12 protein-coding genes and 1 pseudogene are annotated in these 17836 nt (G+C 63.9%); 4 read left to right on the top strand and 9 right to left on the bottom strand.

The annotated features are described in order from the left end of the window. Positions 1-46 precede the first annotated feature (46 nt). Both JFU04_RS03540 and JFU04_RS03535 read right to left on the bottom strand, forming a co-directional pair. The gene (locus tag JFU04_RS03540; RefSeq protein ID WP_106805169.1) at positions 47-799 is read right to left on the bottom strand and encodes a tetratricopeptide repeat protein; all 753 of its coding nucleotides are present in this window, start codon (positions 797-799) and stop codon (positions 47-49) included. A 1-nt stretch (position 800) separates the two neighbouring features. Further along, positions 801-1481, bottom strand: a complete 681-nt coding sequence (locus JFU04_RS03535; RefSeq protein WP_065900613.1) for a Fe2+-dependent dioxygenase — start codon at positions 1479-1481, stop codon at positions 801-803. A gap of 205 nt (positions 1482-1686) precedes the next feature. Here JFU04_RS03535 and JFU04_RS03530 point away from each other — a divergent pair, with 205 nt between their 5' ends. Both JFU04_RS03530 and JFU04_RS03525 read left to right on the top strand, forming a co-directional pair. After that, complete coding sequence (locus tag JFU04_RS03530; RefSeq protein ID WP_201143529.1) at positions 1687-3990, top strand: TonB-dependent receptor; 2304 nt, start codon at positions 1687-1689, stop codon at positions 3988-3990. Positions 3991-4126: 136 nt separating this feature from the next. Next, positions 4127-6652: a PepSY domain-containing protein gene (locus JFU04_RS03525; RefSeq protein ID WP_201143528.1), complete on the top strand. Its 2526-nt coding sequence runs from the start codon at positions 4127-4129 to the stop codon at positions 6650-6652. A 54-nt stretch (positions 6653-6706) separates the two neighbouring features. Here JFU04_RS03525 and JFU04_RS03520 read toward each other — a convergent pair whose 3' ends face one another. The 4 genes from JFU04_RS03520 to ptsP all read right to left on the bottom strand — a co-directional run bounded on the left by JFU04_RS03520 (position 6707) and on the right by ptsP (position 13852). Next, positions 6707-8248 (bottom strand): alkaline phosphatase D family protein, encoded by a 1542-nt coding sequence (locus JFU04_RS03520; RefSeq protein ID WP_201143527.1) that lies wholly within the window; start codon positions 8246-8248, stop codon positions 6707-6709. Positions 8249-8348: 100 nt separating this feature from the next. Then, on the bottom strand, positions 8349-10061 hold the full coding sequence (locus JFU04_RS03515; protein ID WP_201143526.1) for a PTS fructose-like transporter subunit IIB: 1713 nt from the start codon (positions 10059-10061) through the stop codon (positions 8349-8351). Positions 10062-10072: 11 nt separating this feature from the next. Beyond that, on the bottom strand, positions 10073-10993 hold the full coding sequence (pfkB, locus tag JFU04_RS03510) for a 1-phosphofructokinase (RefSeq protein WP_065900603.1): 921 nt from the start codon (positions 10991-10993) through the stop codon (positions 10073-10075). Continuing rightward, positions 10994-13852 carry a phosphoenolpyruvate--protein phosphotransferase gene (gene ptsP / locus JFU04_RS03505; protein ID WP_201143525.1) on the bottom strand — a complete coding sequence of 953 codons (2859 nt, stop codon included), beginning with the start codon at positions 13850-13852 and terminating at the stop codon, positions 10994-10996. A gap of 294 nt (positions 13853-14146) precedes the next feature. On the opposite strand from ptsP, the gene cra reads away from it, so the two are divergent. Together cra and JFU04_RS03495 are read left to right on the top strand one after the other, a co-directional pair. After that, positions 14147-15142, top strand: coding sequence for a catabolite repressor/activator (gene cra / locus JFU04_RS03500; RefSeq protein ID WP_065900599.1), 996 nt, complete (start codon positions 14147-14149; stop codon positions 15140-15142). Positions 15143-15144: 2 nt separating this feature from the next. Further along, positions 15145-15921 carry a TatD family hydrolase gene (locus JFU04_RS03495; RefSeq protein WP_201143524.1) on the top strand — a complete coding sequence of 259 codons (777 nt, stop codon included), beginning with the start codon at positions 15145-15147 and terminating at the stop codon, positions 15919-15921. On the opposite strand, the gene JFU04_RS03490 is transcribed toward JFU04_RS03495, so the two are convergent. The 3 genes and pseudogenes from JFU04_RS03490 to JFU04_RS30525 form a co-directional block, all read right to left on the bottom strand. Beyond that, on the bottom strand, positions 15868-16299 hold the full coding sequence (locus JFU04_RS03490; protein WP_065900596.1) for a hypothetical protein: 432 nt from the start codon (positions 16297-16299) through the stop codon (positions 15868-15870). The two genes, JFU04_RS03495 and JFU04_RS03490, sit on opposite strands and share 54 nt — an antisense overlap. 125 nt (positions 16300-16424) lie before the next feature. Further along, complete coding sequence (locus JFU04_RS30530; RefSeq protein WP_404940332.1) at positions 16425-17129, bottom strand: methyl-accepting chemotaxis protein; 705 nt, start codon at positions 17127-17129, stop codon at positions 16425-16427. 153 nt (positions 17130-17282) lie between these two features. Next, a pseudogene (locus JFU04_RS30525) lies at positions 17283-17486 on the bottom strand (HAMP domain-containing protein); the annotation flags it as partial. Positions 17487-17836: the final 350 nt, after the last annotated feature.

Below are 17836 nucleotides of genomic sequence, written 5' to 3'. Positions count from 1 at the left end.
GCCGGCGATAGCGATCTTCAAGACGCCATCGCCGGCAAGCCGGCTCCTACGGGTTCAGGTGTGTGGCGCGCTCTTTGTAAGCCTCGGCCATCGCCCGGATCTGCGGGTCATTCGCCGCCGCCAGCGCCTTGTGCGCCGTGCGCAGGAACTTCAGGTTGCCGCCGGCCAGCGCCTTGCGCAGCCACTCCAGCGCCGCCTCGATCTGGCCTCCGTCGGCCAACACCGCTGCATAACTGAACTGCCCACGAAAATCCCCGGCTTCGGCTGAGCGGCGATACCACGTCACGGCCGTCTCCAGATCCCTGGGGCAACACCGGCCGTCTTCCAGATAGCGCCCCAACAGGTTCATCGACTTGGCATGCCCCTGCTCCGCCGCCTGGCGGTATAACGCCAGTGCCTGCGGTTGGTCTTCAGCGACGCCTCGCCCGGTCGCCAACAGATTGGCATAGTTGTACTGCGCCCAATCCAGTCCGGCCTCGGCTGCCACGCGGTATTCACGCGCCGCGGCGGCCTCATCCACCGCACAGCCCCAGCCATGCTCCAGGCAGCGACCAGTCATATTGCGCGCCATCAAGTGGCCGCCCTTCGCCGCAATCTGGAACCAGCGCAGCGCCAAGGCTTCATCGCGGGCAATGCCACGGCCTTCCAGCAGGATTTGCCCGAGCAGGGCCTGGGCATCCACCACGCCCTCTTTCGCCGCCATCAGGATCGCCTGGGCCGCGCGCACCGGGGAGTCATCGAGCATGCTCTGCAACTGCTCGACGTTGAGCACTTCTTCACGACGCAACAAAAAGCCCATGTCAGACCTCGACCCAGCGGCGCAGCAGGTTGTGATACGTGCCGGTGAGCTGGATCAGGGCCGGATGGTCAGGCACATCGCGGGTCAGTTGCTGGATCGCGCCGTCCATCTCGAACAGCAGGGTGCGCTGGCTGTCTTCGCGCACCAGGCTTTGCGTCCAGAAAAACGAGGCATAGCGCGCACCACGGCTCACGGCGTTGACTTTGTGCAGGCTGGAGCCGGGGTACAGCACCATGTCGCCGGCCGGCAACTTCACGCGCTGCAGGCCGAAGGTGTCCTGGATCTCCAGTTCGCCGCCGTCGTATTCCTCCGGGTCGCTGAAGAACAGCGTCGACGACAGGTCGGTGCGCACCCGCTCGTGACTGCCCCGGGCCTGGCGCACGGCATTGTCGATATGGAAGTCGAAGCTGCCACCCGCGGTGTAGCAGTTGAACAACGGCGGGAAAACTTTGTGCGGTAACGCCGCTGACATAAACAGCGGATTTTTCCACAAGCGCTCAAGCATCGCCGCACCGATTTCCTTGGCCAATGGATGGCCTTCGGGCAATTGCAGGTTGTGCTTGGCCTTGGCGGATTGGTGCCCGGCGGTGATTTTTCCGTCGGCCCACTCGGTGTTTTCCAGGGCTTGGCGAATGCGCTGCACTTCCTCACGAGAGAAAAGGCCGGGAATGTGCAGCAGCATGGGCAGTACCTGATATCGAAGAGACATCAATGATATTGATTCTTATCCACGCTGTAAAACATGCCAGACGAACGACTTCGTAAAAACCGTAAGCAAAAAGTGTAAAGAATGTAAATTCAGTGCGAATAGCAATGTATCGCAATTGATAGAAAGTCTTGTTGACCCTATATTCCGCGGCCTCACATCCTTGGGGAAAGGACACGTCATGTCGCGCACCACTACAAAAATACCTGCCAGTTCACCACGCATGCTGGCTTCGGCCATCGGCGTCGCCCTCAGCGCCGGCTCTGTTGCCCATCTGGCGCAGGCGGCCGAAGACACTGAACAAAAAGGCCAGCGCAACAGCATCTCCCTGGGCGCCACCAGCATTACCGGGGAAGAGCAGGACACCACGTCCTACCAGGTCGAAAAAGCCTCTTCGCAGAAATACACCGCCCCGCTGGTGGACACGCCGCGCTCGGTCACCGTGGTGCCGCAACAAGTGCTCAAGGACACCGCCGCCACTTCGTTGCAGGATGCCTTGCGCACCGTCCCGGGGATCACCTTCGGCGCCGGCGAAGGCGGCAACCCCCAGGGCGACCGCCCATTCATCCGCGGTTTCGACGCCCAGGGCGACACCTACCTGGACGGCGTGCGTGACACCGGCGGCCAGAGCCGTGAGATCTTCGACATTGAATCCATTGAAGTCAGCAAAGGCCCGAACTCCTCGTTCGGCGGCCGTGGCTCGGCCGGTGGCAGCCTCAACCTGGTGAGCAAGACCCCACAAGCGCGGGACTTCACCAACGGCGGCTTCACCTACGGTTCCGACCAGACTCGCCGCTATGTGCTCGACGTCAACCGCCAGTTCCTCGACGACAGCGCCGCGTTCCGCCTGAACCTGATGAGCCACGAGCAAAACGTGGCCGGTCGCGATGCGATCAACTATGACCGCTGGGGCGTGGCGCCGTCGCTGACCTTCGGCCTGGGCACGCCGACCCGCGTCAACCTCAGCTACTACCACATGGAAAGCGACGACCTGCCGGATTCGGGCATTCCGTATGGCTACGGCTCCTCGACGGCCACCGCCCACGTGCATGACAAACCCAACGATGGTGGCGACAGCACGAACTTCTATGGCTTGAAGGACCGTGATTTCCGCAAGACCCGCGCCGATATCAGCACGATCTCCATCGAGCACGACCTGAGCGACAGCATGACGCTGAAAAACACCCTGCGTCATGGCAGCACCGGCCAGGACTACGTGCTCACTCAGCCGGATGACAGCCAGCGTAACGTCAGCCGTTTCGGCACGGTGTGGCGTCGCGCGAACACGCGGGTCTCCACTACCACGACCACCACCAACCAGACCGATCTGTTCGGCAGCTTCCAAGCCCTGGGCTTCAAGCACAGCTACTCGACCGGCCTGGAGTTCACCGGCGAAGAAACCCGTGTCAGCGGCTACACCGTCACACCTAACACCAACCCGACCTGCACGGTGGCTGGTGGCGGTCGAGGTGGTCAGTGCACCTCGCTGAGCAACCCGAACCCGGACGACGCCTGGAACGGCACCATCGCACGCAATTACAACGGCACCAATACCAAAGCCACCAGCCGCGCCGCTTATGTGTTCGACACCATTGAACTCGACCCGAAATGGCTGTTGAACGTCGGCCTGCGTTACGACACTTTCGACACCGAAGCCAACACCAACGCCGTACCAAGCTCCACCGTCCAGGCCCGCAGCAAGGTCAAGGACGACAGCCAATTCTTCAACTGGCAAGCCGGCCTGGTCTGGAAGCCGCTGGACAACGGCAGCATCTACACGTCCTACGCTACCTCTGCCTCGCCCGCAGGCGGGCTGGTGGGTGAAGGCGTGGACAACAACTCGATCCCGACCGGCATCAACACCAGCGACCTCAAGCCGGAAGAAACCGTCAACTACGAGCTGGGCACCAAATGGGACCTGTTCCACAACCGCCTGTCCCTGTCTGCGGCAGTGTTCCGTACCGAGAAGAAAAACACGCGCATCCTGGTGGATTCCAACACCTACGAAACCGCGGGTGAATCCCGTGTCGACGGCCTGGAGCTGTCGGCCAGTGGCAAAATCACCGAGCAATGGCAAGTGTTCGCCGGCTATAGCTACTTGAAAGCCGAGCTGGTTGATCCCGGGAAGAACGGCAACCGCCTGGGCGTCGTGCAGGCCGGTTCCAACAAAGGCAACCAGATGCCCAACACGCCAGAAAACTCGTTCAGCCTCTGGACCACCTATGACGTGACCCCGAAGCTGACCATCGGCGGCGGCGCGTTCTACGTCGACCAGGTTTATGGCGATGCGGCCAACACTCTGTACGTGCCGTCCTATACCCGCTACGACGCCATGGCCAGCTACAAGCTGACCAAGAACGTCGACCTGCAATTGAACGTGCAAAACCTGACCGACAAGACTTACTACGACAAGGCCTACGCTTCACACTTCGCCAACCAGGCGGCCGGGCGTACTGCGTTGTTGACCACCAGTTTCCACTTCTAAACGCGCTCGACGCGCGACCAGGAGCCCCACGCATCGGATGCGTGGGGCTTTTGTGTGTAAAACAGAATGTTTCTCGACAACCCACGGCATAATGCGCGCCGTGGCATTTACAGACAGATGAGCGAGGCGGTCCGACGTGTTGAAGAAAACCCTGTTCCAGTTGCACTGGTTCTTCGGCATCACTGCCGGGCTGGTGCTGGCCTTGATGGGGATCACCGGGGCTGCGGTCTCGTTTCAGGATGAAATACTGCGGGCGCTCAACCCGACGGTGCTCAGCGTGCAAAAACGCGAGGCCGGGGTACTGCCGCCCGCCGAATTGGTGCGCAAGCTCGAAGCCACCGAAGGCAAGACCGTGTCGATGCTGTGGGTCGAAGGCGAAAGCGGCAACGCCGCGCGCGTGTTCTTCACCCCGCCGCCCGGCGAGCGCCGTGGCCAGATGCGCTACTTCGACCCCTACACCGGCGACTACATGGGCGACGCTGTCGGCCAGGATGTCTTCGGCTTTATCCTGCAACTGCACCGCTTCCTGGTCATGGGTGAAACCGGCCGGCAGATTACCGGTGCGTGCACGCTGATCCTGGTGTTCTTCTGCCTCTCCGGCCTGTACCTGCGCTGGCCACGCCAGGTGGCAAGCTGGCGTGCCTGGCTGACCCTGGACTGGCGCAAAAAAGGCCGCAGCTTCAACTGGGACCTGCATTCGGTGTTCGGCACCTGGTGCCTGCTGGCCTACCTGTTGTCGGCGCTGACCGGCCTGTCGTGGTCCTACGACTGGTACAGCCAGGGCCTGACCAAGCTGCTGTCCGATGCCCCGCAAAATGAACGGGTGCGCAAACGTGGCCCGGCGCCCGAAGGCCCTTTGCCGGTGGCCAACTATGACGCGATCTGGAGCAGCATCTACAGCAATGCCGGTCCCGGCCTCAGCGCCTACAACATCCGCATGCCCGCCGTCGCGGGGCAGCCGGCCACCGTCTACTACCTGTTGAAAGACTCGCCTCATGACCGAGCGCTGAACCAGATCAACCTGGACCCGGCCACCGGCGAGGTCAAATCCCACGACCAGTACGCGAGCAAGAGCCTCAAGTCGCAGCTGCTGACCAGTATTTACGCGCTGCACACCGGCAGTTACTTCGGCCTGGCGGGGCGCATCATCCTCACCGTCAGCTCGCTGCTGATGCCGCTGTTCTTCATCACCGGTTGGCTGCTGTACCTGGACCGCCGGCGTAAAAAACGCCAGGTGCGCGATGCACGCAAAGGCCTCGGCGCCAACCACAGTGATGCCCCGGCATGGTTGATCGGCTTTGCCAGCCAGAGCGGCTTTGCCGAGCAGTTGGCCTGGCAGACGGCTGGGCAATTGCAGGCTGCCGGCTTGCCGGTGAAGGTGCAGCCCTTGGGCAGTGTCAGCCAGGACGACCTGCGCCAGTCGCAGAATGCGTTGTTTGTAGTCAGCACCTTCGGTGACGGCGAAGCGCCCGACAGCGCGCGGGGTTTCGAGCGCAGCGTGCTCGGCCAGGACATGTCCCTCAAGGGCCTGAACTACTCGGTATTGGCCCTGGGTGACCGACAGTACGAACACTTCTGCGGCTTTGCCCGCCGCTTGCATTTCTGGCTGACCAACCAGGGCGGCAACCCGTTGTTCGCCCCGGTCGAAGTGGACAGCGGCGACAGCGCCGCGCTGCTCAATTGGCAACAACAACTGGGACAGCTGACAGGGCACGCACCGGCCGCCGCCTGGCCGACCGCCCAATACGAAAACTGGACGCTGAGCCAGCGCACCCTGCTCAACCGCGACAGCACAGGCTCGGATGTCTACCTGCTCGGCCTCACCAGCACGTCGCCACAGCGCTGGGAGGCCGGCGATCTGGTCGAAGTGCTGCCGCGCAACTGCCCATGGGCCATCGAGCACTTCCTGGAAGGACTGGGCCTGGCCGGCAGCGACGGCGTACTGATCGACGGCTTGGCGCAAACCCTCAACCAGGCCCTGGCCACGCGCCAATTGCCGGACAACCGCGCGCACCTGGTCGGCCTGCATGCCCAGGCACTGGTGAATGCACTGGCGCCGCTGGGCATGCGCGAATACTCCATCGCCTCGATCGCCAGCGACGGCGTGCTGGAACTCATCGTGCGCCAGGAGCGCCACCCGGATGGCGGCCTGGGCGTCGGCTCGGGTTGGCTCACCGAGCATGCGGCCATCGGTGCCGCAATCAGCCTGCGCCTGCGCCGCAACAGTGGCTTCCACCTGCCGGACGCGCCCGTGCCGTTGATCCTGCTGGGCAATGGCACGGGCCTCGCTGGCCTGCGCAGTTTGCTCAAGGCGCGCATTGCCGATGGCCAGCAGCGCAACTGGCTGTTGTTCGGCGAACGCAATATCAAGCATGACTTCCTGTGCCAGGACGAGCTGCAAGGCTGGCTCGCCAGCGGTGACCTGGCGTTGCTGGACCTGGCGTTTTCACGCGACCAGGAGGAAAAAATCTACGTGCAGGATCGCCTGCGTGAATCGGCCGAGGTACTGCGCAGGTGGCTGGCAGAAGGCGCGGCGATTTATGTGTGCGGGAGCCTGCAGGGGATGGCGGCCGGGGTGGATCAGGCGTTGGTGGACATACTCGGCAGTGACGCGGTGGAGCGCTTGATCGAACAAGGCCGCTACCGCCGCGACGTCTACTGATGATCAACTGTGGGCGCTGGCTTGCCTGCTCCCACAGTGTTGAGCGCAGGCCAATCAGGCGGGCTGCAGCTTTTGCTCGAACACCGAGACGCCATCCAGGTCACGCAGGATCACGGTCAACTCCGCGGTCTGCCCATCGATCTGCACCTCGCCAAAAAACTGGAAACCCGCAAACGGCGACGTGTTCTGCGCCGGTGGGGCCTTCTCGAACACCACCTCGGGGCCAAAGGTCTTGTCCAGCGGATTAGGCCCGAAGCTCCCCGCATTCAACGGCCCGGCGACAAACTCCCAGAACGGCTCGAAATCCTGGAACGCCGCGCGATCCGGGTGATAGTGATGCGCCGCGCAGTAATGCACGTCTGCCGTCAGCCAGACATGGTTGCGCACCTGCTGTGCACGCAGGAACCCGAGCAGCTCGGCGATTTCCAGCTCGCGGCCCTGGGCCGGGCCCGGGTCATTGTTGGCAATGGCTTCCCAACGCGGCACACCGGGGCTGACTTCGCCGTCGGGCACGCCGAGGCCGATGGGCATGTCGGCGGCGATGACCTTCCACTGCGCCTGGGAGGCCTTGAGTTCGCGCTTGAGCCAGTCCAGTTGCTCGCGGCCGAGGAAGGGCTTTTCCGCGCCCAGGTTGTCGTCGTTGGGGCCGCGATAGCTGCGCATGTCGAGCACGAACACATCCAGTAGCGGCCCATAGCTGAGCTTGCGATAAATGCGCCCGCCTCCATCGGCGGCTTGCCGGCGCATCGGCGAATATTCCAGCCAGGCCTGACGCGCGCGGCCGACCAGGGTGTTGATGTCCTTGGTCTGGTAGCGCTCGTCGAGTTGCTTGCTCGGCGACCAGTTGTTCACCACTTCATGGTCGTCCCACTGCCAGATCTGCGGCACTTCGGCATTGAAGCGGCGCACGTTTTCATCCAGCAGGTTGTAGCGGTAATTACCGCGATATTCATCCAGGGTTTCGGCGACTTTGCTCTTGGCCTCGGTGGTGATATTGCGCCAGATGCGCCCGCCTTCGGTGGCCAGTTGCGCGGGCACCGGGCCGTCAGCGTAGATGGTGTCGCCGCTGTGGATAAAAAAATCCGGCAGGCGCAGGCGCATGGCTTCGTAGATGCGCATGCCGCCGATGTCCGGGTTGATGCCAAAGCCTTGGCCCACGGTGTCGCCGCTCCACACAAACCGGATGTCACGGCGCTGTTGCGGCACACTGCGCAGGTGGCCGAACCAGGGCTCGCTGGCCACGCCGGTCTGGGCGTCTTCGAAGTGCACGCGATAGAAGATCGCCTGGTCGACGGGGAGCCCGGTGAGTTCGACGCGGGCGGTAAAGTCGGTGCGGCTGTCGGCCAGCGGCGAGACGAATTTGCGCGGGTTGCTGAACACGCTGCGGGTGTCCCACTCCACCACCATCTTCGCCGGGCGGTCGCTGCGGCTCCAGATCATCGCGCGATCGCCCAGCAGGTCGCCGGACTGCACGCCATCGGTGAGTTGCGGGCGATCTTTCACCGAAGCGATCACCGCCGGGGCCAGGCCCGGCAGCAACAGGCCGGCGCCGACGGCTTGCATCACGCGGCGACGGCCGAGGTCGAAGTGGCTCATGCAGGTGCCCTCTTGAGTATCAAAAGGGCAACTTAACCACGCCGGGATGAAAGCCAGATGACACCCCACTGTAGGCGCCGGCAAGCCGGCCCCTATAGGGTCAGGCAGGGGCGACGGCCAGCTCCACCGCTTCCGGGCGCTTGATCAGCGCGTACACCAACCCGGTCAGCAGGCTACCCGCGACAATCGCCAGCAAATACAGCAACGCATGGTTCATCGCATTCGGGATCACCAGCACAAACAGGCCGCCGTGGGGCGCCGCCAGTTTGCAGCCGAAGTACATCGACAGCGCGCCGGTCAACGCGCCGCCGGCGATGCTGGCCGGGATCACGCGCAGCGGGTCCTTGGCGGCAAACGGGATCGCACCTTCGGAGATAAAGCACAGGCCCAGGATCATCGCGGCCTTGCCGGCCTCGCGTTCGGTCTGGGCGAACTTGCGCCGCGCCAGGAACGTGGCGATGCCCATGCCGATCGGCGGCACCATGCCGGCGGCCATGGTCGCGGCCATCGGTGCGCCACTCTGCGCGGCCAACAGGCCGACGGAAAACGCATACGCGGCCTTATTGATCGGCCCGCCGAGATCCACGCACATCATGCCGCCCAGCAGGATGCCCAGCAGCACCGCATTGGTGGTGCCCATGGTACTGAGAAAATCCGTCAGCCCGGTGAGCATGCGCGCCACCGGTGGGCCGACCAGGTAGATCATCGCCAGGCCGGTGAACAGGCTAGCGAGCAACGGGATGATCAGGATCGGCTTGAGCGCTTCCAGGCTTTGCGGCAACTTCACCGCGCGGGTGATCAGCTTGACGCAGTAGCCGGCGAGGAAACCGGCGAAGATCCCGCCGATAAACCCGGCGCCCAGCGTCCCCGCGAGCAGGCCGCCGATCATGCCGGGCGCAATGCCCGGACGGTCGGCAATCGAGTAGGCGATATAGCCCGCCAGCAACGGCACCATCAGCATGAAAGCGCGGTCGCCGACGGTTTTCAGCGCCGCCGCCAAGGTGCCTTCCTGTTCGAATGCGTGGATGCCGAACACGAATGACAAGGCGATCAGCAAGCCGCCCGCCACCACCATCGGCAACATGAACGACACGCCAGTGAGCAGGTGTTTGTAGACGCCGGTTTTTTCCGGCTTCTTGGTCGCAGCACTGCCGGCCGCACTTTCCACCGCACCTTCGGCCAGGGCCTTGTTGAGGGTCGCTTCGGACTGCTTGAGCGCAATACCGGTGCCACAGCGGTAAATTTTCTTGCCGGCGAAGCGCTCGGTGGCGACTTCAATGTCGGCCGCCAGCAACACCACATCGGCGTCGGCGATGGCCTGCGGGCTCAACGGCGTGCGGGCGCCGACTGAGCCTTGGGTCTCGACCTGCAAGTCATACCCCAGGCGCTTGGCCGTTTGCTGCAAGGCCTCGGCAGCCATGAAGGTGTGGGCCACGCCGGTGGGGCAAGCCGTGACGGCAACGATGCGCGGAACGTTTTTCGCGGCGACGGGGGCCGTCGCGACATACACCTGCGCCTCTTGCGCACCGCGGCGCAAGACCGCCTCGACATCCGCCAGCGCCTGGGCCGGGGTGCTCTGGAACACGCGCTTGCCGACAAACCGCTGCATGTCCACCGCGGTGCTGCTGACCAGCAACACCCATTCGGCCGCGTCGAGCGTCGCCTGGGACAGCTGGCGCTCCGGACGTTGCACGTCGACCACTTCGACGCTGGTGCTCCAGCCTTGACGCTGCGCGGCTGCGTCCAACAAGCGGGCGCACAGCACACTGGTGACCATGCCGTTCGGGCAGGCAGTAACAATGGCTAACTTCATCACAATCCCTCTTATTGTTCTGTCAGCGTGCGGACGTCGACGCCGTTTTGCAGGCGCGCCAACTGCGCGTCATCGCTGATGCCGAAACCGATCTGCGTCACCGCCATCGCGGCAATCGCCGTCGCGCGGCGCAGGGTGTGCTCCGGTGTATCGCCACTGAGCAGACCGTGAAGCATCCCGGCCAGCAGCGAGTCACCGGCGCCGACCGTACTGGCGACCGTCACCTTGGGCGGCGTGGCATGCAGGGCTCCCTGCGGGCTGTACCAAGTCACGCCTGCGGCGCCGTCGGAGACGACCACGTGTTCCACGCCTTGCTGATGCAGTTGGTGGATGACGTCAGTGGAATGCCCCAGGGCATCGGCCAGCTCCTCGGTATTGGGCTTGACCAGCCATGGGCTGGCCTTCAGACCGGCGCGCAGGGCCTCGCCGCTGGTGTCCAGGGCGACTTTCAAACCCAGGTCCTTGAGTTGCGCCAGCAAGCCCTGGAACCACTGCGCACTGACGCCGCGCGGCAAGCTGCCAGCCACCACCACGGCATCGAACTCAGGGCCGATCACCGCGAGCAGCTTGAGTAAGGCGTGTTGTGCCTGCTCGCTCACCAGCGGCCCCGGCGCGTTGATGTCGGTGACCCGACCGTCCTGTTCGGCAATCTTGATATTGCTGCGGGTTTCGCCCGGCACGCGAATGAACGCGTCGCCAAACCCTCGGCTGGCGATCAGCGCCTCGAACGCCTCGGGATTGGCCGCACCGAGAAAGCCGCCCACGCTCACCTGATGGCCGAGGTCGGCCAGCACCTGCGCCACATTCACGCCCTTGCCGGCCGCGTGGGTCAGCAGGGTTTCGCTGCGGTTGACTTCACCCGGCTCCAGGCGCCCCAGGCGTACCGTCAGGTCCAACGCCGGGTTCAGCGTCAGGGTCAGAATCATTGCCATCTACACGGCCTCCACAAGGGCACGCACTTCGGCGGGCGAACCCACCGCGAGTGCTTTTTGCGCCAGGCCCTGGGCCTCGCTCAGACTGAATTCACGCACGCGCGCCTTCACCTCAGGAATGCTGCGGGCCGACACGCTCAGCTCATCCACCCCCAGGCCGACCAGCACCGGCACTGCCAGCGGGTCTGCCGCCAGCTCACCACACACGCCCACCCATTTGCCCTGGGCATGGGCGGCGCGCACGGTGATGTCGATCAGTTGCAGCACGGCCGGATGCAGGCCGTCGGCCTGGGCCGACAGGGTCGGGTGGCCACGGTCGATGGCCAGGGTGTACTGGGTCAGGTCATTGGTGCCGACGCTGAAGAAATCCACTTCCTTGGCCAGCACCGGCGCGAGCAATGCCGCAGATGGCACCTCGATCATGATCCCCAGTTGCAGGTCGGCCACCGGGATTTCCAGGCGCAGGCGCTCGGTCATGTCGCGAGCCGCGCGCCATTCATCCACGCTGCCGACCATGGGGAACATGATGCGCAACGGGCGGTTGTCCGCCGAGCGCAGCAGCGCGCGCAATTGCGCCTCCATGATCTGCGGACGTTGCAAGGTCAGGCGAATGCCGCGCACGCCCAGGAAGGGGTTTTCTTCCTCGGCGATCGGCCAATACGGCAGCGGTTTGTCGCCGCCCACATCGAGGGTGCGCACCACCAGCGGGCGACCGCCCAGGCCGTCGAGCACGCGGCGGTATTCGGCTTCCTGGGTGGCTTCATCCGGCGCTTGCGGATGGGCCATGAAAATCAGTTCGGTGCGCAGCAAGCCAATGCCTTCGGCGCCCTGCTCCACCGCGCTGGCCACACCGGCGCTTTCGCCGATATTGGCGAACACTTCCACCGCGTGGCCGTCACGGGTCAAGGCTGGCTCATGACGCTGGGCCGAGGCAGCTTGCAGGCGTTGTTCGCGGGTATCGCGTTCGACGGTGGCCCGTTGCAGGGTGGCGGCATCGGGGTCGACATGCAGGCGGCCGCGCTGCCCATCCAGCAACAACGCGGTGCCGGCAGCCAGCAGCAACACCGTCGGACCGGCGCCCACCAGCGCGGGAATCCCCAGGGCGCGGGCGACGATGGCGCTGTGGGCCGTGGCGCCGCCACGCGCGGTGAGGATGCCGGCGACGCGCGCCGGGTCCAGCCGCGCGACGTCCGAGGGGCCCACTTCGTCCATCACCAGGATGTAGGGTTCGCTCGGCTCCTGGGCGGTTTCGACGCCGCACAGTTGCGCCAGCACACGGCGACCGATGTCGCGCAAATCGGCCGCGCGCTCGGCAAGCAAGGCGTCCTGCAACGACTCCTGCTGTCTGGCGGCGGCTTCGATCACGCTCATCCAAGCCGCTTCGGCGCTTTCGCCTTGCTTGAGGCGGGTGTCGACTTCGTCGGTGAGTTCCGGGTCGTCGAGCATTTCCTGGTGGGTGATGAAAATTTCACGGATAGCCTTGGCCTGGCTGCGCTCGATCAGGCCCTGGATATCGCCGCGCACGTCGGCCAATGCGGCCTGCAGGCGCTGGCGCTCGATGGCCGAGGACTCGCCGCGCAACGGGTAGTCGAACACCTGCTGAACCTGGACATGCGCTGGACCAATCGCGATGCCGGGGGCGGCGGCGATGGCCTGGAGCTGGCTGCCGGCCAGCGGTGCGCTGAGCACTGGTGCGCTATCCGGAGTGGCAGGCTGGGCGCTCACGGTCGGCAGCGGCTCGACTTCTTCGCCGAGGCCGGCTTCAACAGCAGCCAACAGCGCGGGCAGCGCATCACCGGCAATCGCCGGTTCAGCGACAAACTCCAGCACCTGGCCACGTCGGGCGCCGAGGCTGAGCAACTTGCTCAGGCTCTTTACCGACACGGCGCCTACCGGGCCGTCGACAATGCGCAGGCGGATATCGCCGTCAAAACTTTTCGCCAACTGCGCGAGGATCTTCGCCGGCCGCGCGTGCAGGCCATGGGCATTGGCCAGGGTGACGCGCACGCTGGGCCAGTCCGGCGGCAGTTCGCCACCCAACACTTCGAGCACCGCGCGGCTGCTGGTGGCGCGGCCCAACTCCTGACCGCGCCCTTCGATCAGCAATGCGCACAGGCGCTCCAGCAGGGCCTGGTGCGCTTCGCCCAGGCTGGCCAGGCAGAACAGGCCGTTGAGCGGCTGGCCAAGGTAGCGCATGGGTTTGTCCGGGGTGACAAACGCCAGGCCCGGGCGCTTGACGGTCTGCTCGCTGTGCAACCACCACAGGCCATCGCCCAGGGGCAGCGCATCGACCTGTTGCAAGACGGCGGCGAAACCATTGCTCACACAATCGGCCTGACGCAACAGCCGGGCGCCGCGCCATACCAGCTCTTCAAAGTCATCGGCGGACACGCCCAGGCTGATCATCTGCGCGTCCAGCGCCAGCTCCTGTGGCGCACCCTGCAACAGTTTCAGCAGCGCTTCGGCACTGCCGGCACGCCGCAGCGCCTGGCCCAGGTCGGTTTCACCGAGGGCACGGGTGAGCAGTTGCAACAGGCGCAGGTGTTCATCGGACTTGGCCGCGATGCCGATCGCCAGGTAGACGATCTGGCCGTCGCCCCAGTCCACCCCTTCGGGGAACTGCAGCAGGCGCACGCCGGTGGAGAACACCTGGTCGCGGGTTTCGGGGGTGCCGTGGGGGATGGCAATACCTTGGCCGAGAAAGGTCGAGCCTTGGGCTTCACGGGCTTGCAAGCCACTGAGATACCCCTCGGCGACCAGGCCGTCAGCCACCAGTTTGTCAGCGAGCAGGTGCAGGGCGGCAGATTTATCCACAGCCGTCTGGCCCATGGAAATCTGCTCTACAGTGAGCTCAAGCATGCCGTTCTCCTAGTTAGTGCGGGGGCCGCACTAGGTATTGTTTTGAATAAAACAGTGTAAGGGCGTTTCGGGATAACTGACTGAGCAGTCAATTGGCAGTAGGCACTCAGTCGCGAACGTCGTAAAAATACGCTGGCTGAAACGTTTAATCTAGAATTTATGGCAGATTACGCGTTAATTGCGCATCCTTGAAGGACCACTCGGCACTTGCGCTGAGACATTGGTCGCGTGCCGTAATCGGTTACGATTGGACAAAATGTCGGGGCAAGCTCCAAAAAACAAGGAAATCCCGGTTTGAAACTCAGTGATATCGCGCGTCTCGCCGGTGTGTCCGTGACCACCGCCAGCTATGTCATCAATGGCAAGGCTGAACAGCAACGGATCAGCAACGCCACCGTCGAACGGGTGCGTGCCGTGGTCGAAGCCCATGGCTTCACCCCCAACCCCCAGGCCGCCGGGCTGCGCAGCCGGCACACGCGTACCTTGGGGTTTATCCTGCCGGATCTGGAAAACCCCAGTTACGCGCGCATCGCCAAGCTGCTGGAGCAAGGCGCACGGGCACGTGGCTATCAGTTGCTGATCGCCAGTTCCGATGACGAGGCCGACAGCGAGCGCCAACTGCTGCAGCTGTTCCGCGCACGCCGTTGTGACGCGCTGTTCGTCGCCAGCTGCCTGCCCGCCAGCGATGACAGTTACCGCGAGTTGCAAGCCAAGGGCTTGCCGGTGATCGCCATCGACCGGGTGATGGAGCCCGGGCAGTTCTGCTCGGTGGTCAGCGACGACCGCCAGGCCTGCCAGCAATTGACCAGCAGCCTGCTGCAACCGCTGCCCAAGCAGATCGTGCTGATCGGCGCGCGTCCCGAGCTGAGCATCAGCCAGGAGCGCGCGGCAGGTTTCCATGAGGCGCTGCAAGGCTTCAAGGGCGAGGTATTGGTCGAACACGGCGAAGCCTTCAGCCGTGACTGTGGCCGACAACTGATGGAGCAATTACTGCAACGCCTGGGGCATTTGCCTGACGCGCTGGTGACCACGTCCTACGTGCTGCTGCAAGGCGTGTTCGATGCGCTGCATGACTTCCCGTTGAAGTCGCGACCCCTGAGCCTCGGCACCTTTGGTGACACCCAACTGCTGGACTTCCTGCCGTTGCCGGTCAACGCCATGGCCCAGCAGCATCAACTGATCGCCGACACCGCCCTGCGCCTGGCCCTGGCCGCCATCGAAGACGAGCAGTACCAACCCGGCGTGCACGCCATCGGCCGCACGTTCAAGCAGCGTATTCACGAGGCTTGAGCGTGGAGCTGATCGACACCCACACCCACCTGGACTTCCCGGACTTCGACGGCGATCGCCGCGAAGTCCTCGCCCACAGCCGCGCGCTGGGCGTTCGGCGCATGGTGGTGTTGGGCGTGTATCAGCAGAATTGGCAGCGGCTGTGGGACCTGGTGCAAGCAGACGAAAGCCTGTTCGCCGCCTTCGGCCTGCACCCGGTGTACCTCGATGATCATCGACCTGCCGACCTGACCGAGCTGGGCGACTGGCTGACCCGCCTGCAGGGCCATCGGCAACTGTGCGCCGTGGGCGAGATCGGCCTGGATTATTTCCTCGAAACCCTGGACCGCGAACGCCAGCAACACCTGTTTGAAGCCCAGCTCAAGCTCGCCGTGGACTGCCAACTGCCGGCATTGCTGCATGTACGCCGCAGTCACGCGGCGGTGATCGCCACCCTCAAGCGCATCCGCCTGCCACGGGGCGGCATCATCCATGCATTTGCCGGTAGCCGGGAAGAAGCCCGCGAGTACATCAAGCTCGGCTTCAAACTGGGACTCGGCGGCGCCGCCACCTGGCCCCAGGCCTTGCGTATGCACAAGGTACTGGCGCAATTGCCGTTGGACGCGGTGGTGCTGGAAACCGACTCACCGGACATGGCGCCCGCCATGTACCCTGGCCAACGCAATAGCCCGCTGCATTTGCCGGCGATCTGCACCGACCTGGCCGCGCGCATGGGGACCACGCCCCTATTGCTGGCTGAGGCGAGCACACGCAATGCGTGCGAGGTGTTCAACTGGTAGTGCCGGCATGACCGCTTGCAGGTCCAGGGTGATCCGCTGCCGCGAACGGGCATAACGCAATGCCAGGAAGTGCACCAGCAGCACCACCAATGACACGTTGAGCTGGCCGATCACACTGATCAATCCCACCCACTCCGCCACCAGTGCCACGATCAGCACCACACACGTCAGGACCGCCATGCTCGGGTGCACCAGCGCCCAGTGGTCGAGCGCCTTGAACTGACGCAGTTGCCGCGGACAGCTCAGCTGCAACACCCGATGACAATACGGGCAATCGAAGGGCTCTTCGATGGCGATGGCATTCAACTGCCAAGGCTTGAGCTCAAACGTGATGTCGCAATGGGCGCAGTGCCCTTTGATGCCGATTGCCGTGGCCATCGCCGTGCTCCCCAGTACCTTGAGTGTGTGAAACAAATTCTCACCCATTCACACAGCCACAGAAGAGCGAGCGGCGAATCAAGACACGAACTACGTCATAAGTAGACAATTCCTACTCTTGCGCCTTACACACGAAACGCCCCGATCAGTTGCTTCAATTCGATCACCTGCATCGACAGCTGCCGGCTCGCCGCTTCGGTCTGATGTGCGCCCTCGGCTGCATGCTCGCCGGCACGATTGATTTCGACGATGTTCTGGTCGATATCGTGGGCGACGGCGGTCTGCTGCTCCACCGCGGCGGCAATCTGTTGGTTCTGATCGACGATCATGCCTACGGCGCCGAGGATATTTTCCAGGGCCTGCTGGACTTTTTCCGACTGCCCTACCGTGCCATTCGCCATTTCATGGCTGGTGCCCATGGCCTTCACCGCGGCTGCCACCCCGCTGTGCAAACGACTGATCATCTGCTCGATTTCTTCGGTGGAATGCTGGGTGCGGCGGGCCAACGTGCGCACTTCATCGGCCACCACCGCAAACCCGCGCCCCTGCTCACCCGCCCGCGCCGCCTCGATGGCAGCATTGAGCGCGAGCAGGTTGGTTTGCTCGGCGATGCTCTTGATCACTTCCAACACGCTGCTGATCGACTGGCTGTCGGTGGCCAGCTGGTTGATGACCCGCACCGACTCATCGATCTCCGAGGCCAGCCGGGCGATGCTGCCCTGCTGGGATTGCACCAGGCCACGGCCGCTGACAGTTTCATCATTGACACTGTGGGCACTGCTGACCGCCGCCGCCGCACTGCGCGCGACTTCCTGGGCAGTAGACGACATCTGGTTCATGGCCGTTGCGACCTGCTCGATCTGAGTGCGCTGGCCGGAGACCGCCTGGTTGCTCTGCGCCGAGACCGCTTCCACCTGGCCGGCCTGCAGTTCAACCTGGCTGACGGTGTGACCGACGCGCTCGATCAAGTCATGGATTTTTGCCACGGTGCCGTTGAACACCTGGCCCAGGTCGCCCAATTCATCGCGGCTGTGGGCGACAAAAGTGACGGTCATATCACCGGCGGCGACCTTGTCCATCATCGCCCCCAAACGCCGCAGCGTGGTACGCGTGGAGGCGTAGAAGCCTGCATACAAGTAAAAGATCAGCAGGAACACCGCGCTGAGGGCCGACACCAGCACCACCATGTGTGTACGGTTTTGCGCCAGGCGCTGCTCCAGTTGCTGGCCGATGAAGCTCAGGGTTGCTTCATCCAATTGATACGTCTGCGCCATCAGTTGGGTGACGTTGTCGTAGAACGCCTGCCAGGGCGCGTCGAGGGTCTCGGCCATCACCACCTGTTCTTCAAACAGCTCGCTGCCTTGCTTGAGACTGGCGTTGCTGGCCTTGGCCAAACTGTCGAGCGCGGTGTGCGCGGTCTTGCTGGAACCCAACGCGTCCTGCAACTTCAAGCCGTATTCGGCCTGGAGCTTTTCCAACTGCTGCAACAACTCGTCAAAGCGCGTGCTGGAGGATGAATTGAGGAACCCCTGGCCCA

The sequence above is a fragment of the Pseudomonas sp. TH21 genome (assembly GCF_016651025.1).
Lineage (GTDB): Bacteria > Pseudomonadota > Gammaproteobacteria > Pseudomonadales > Pseudomonadaceae > Aquipseudomonas > Aquipseudomonas aylmerensis.
The sequence above is the reverse complement of the archived record's forward strand: the minus strand, read 5'-3'. Positions and strand labels throughout refer to the sequence as shown.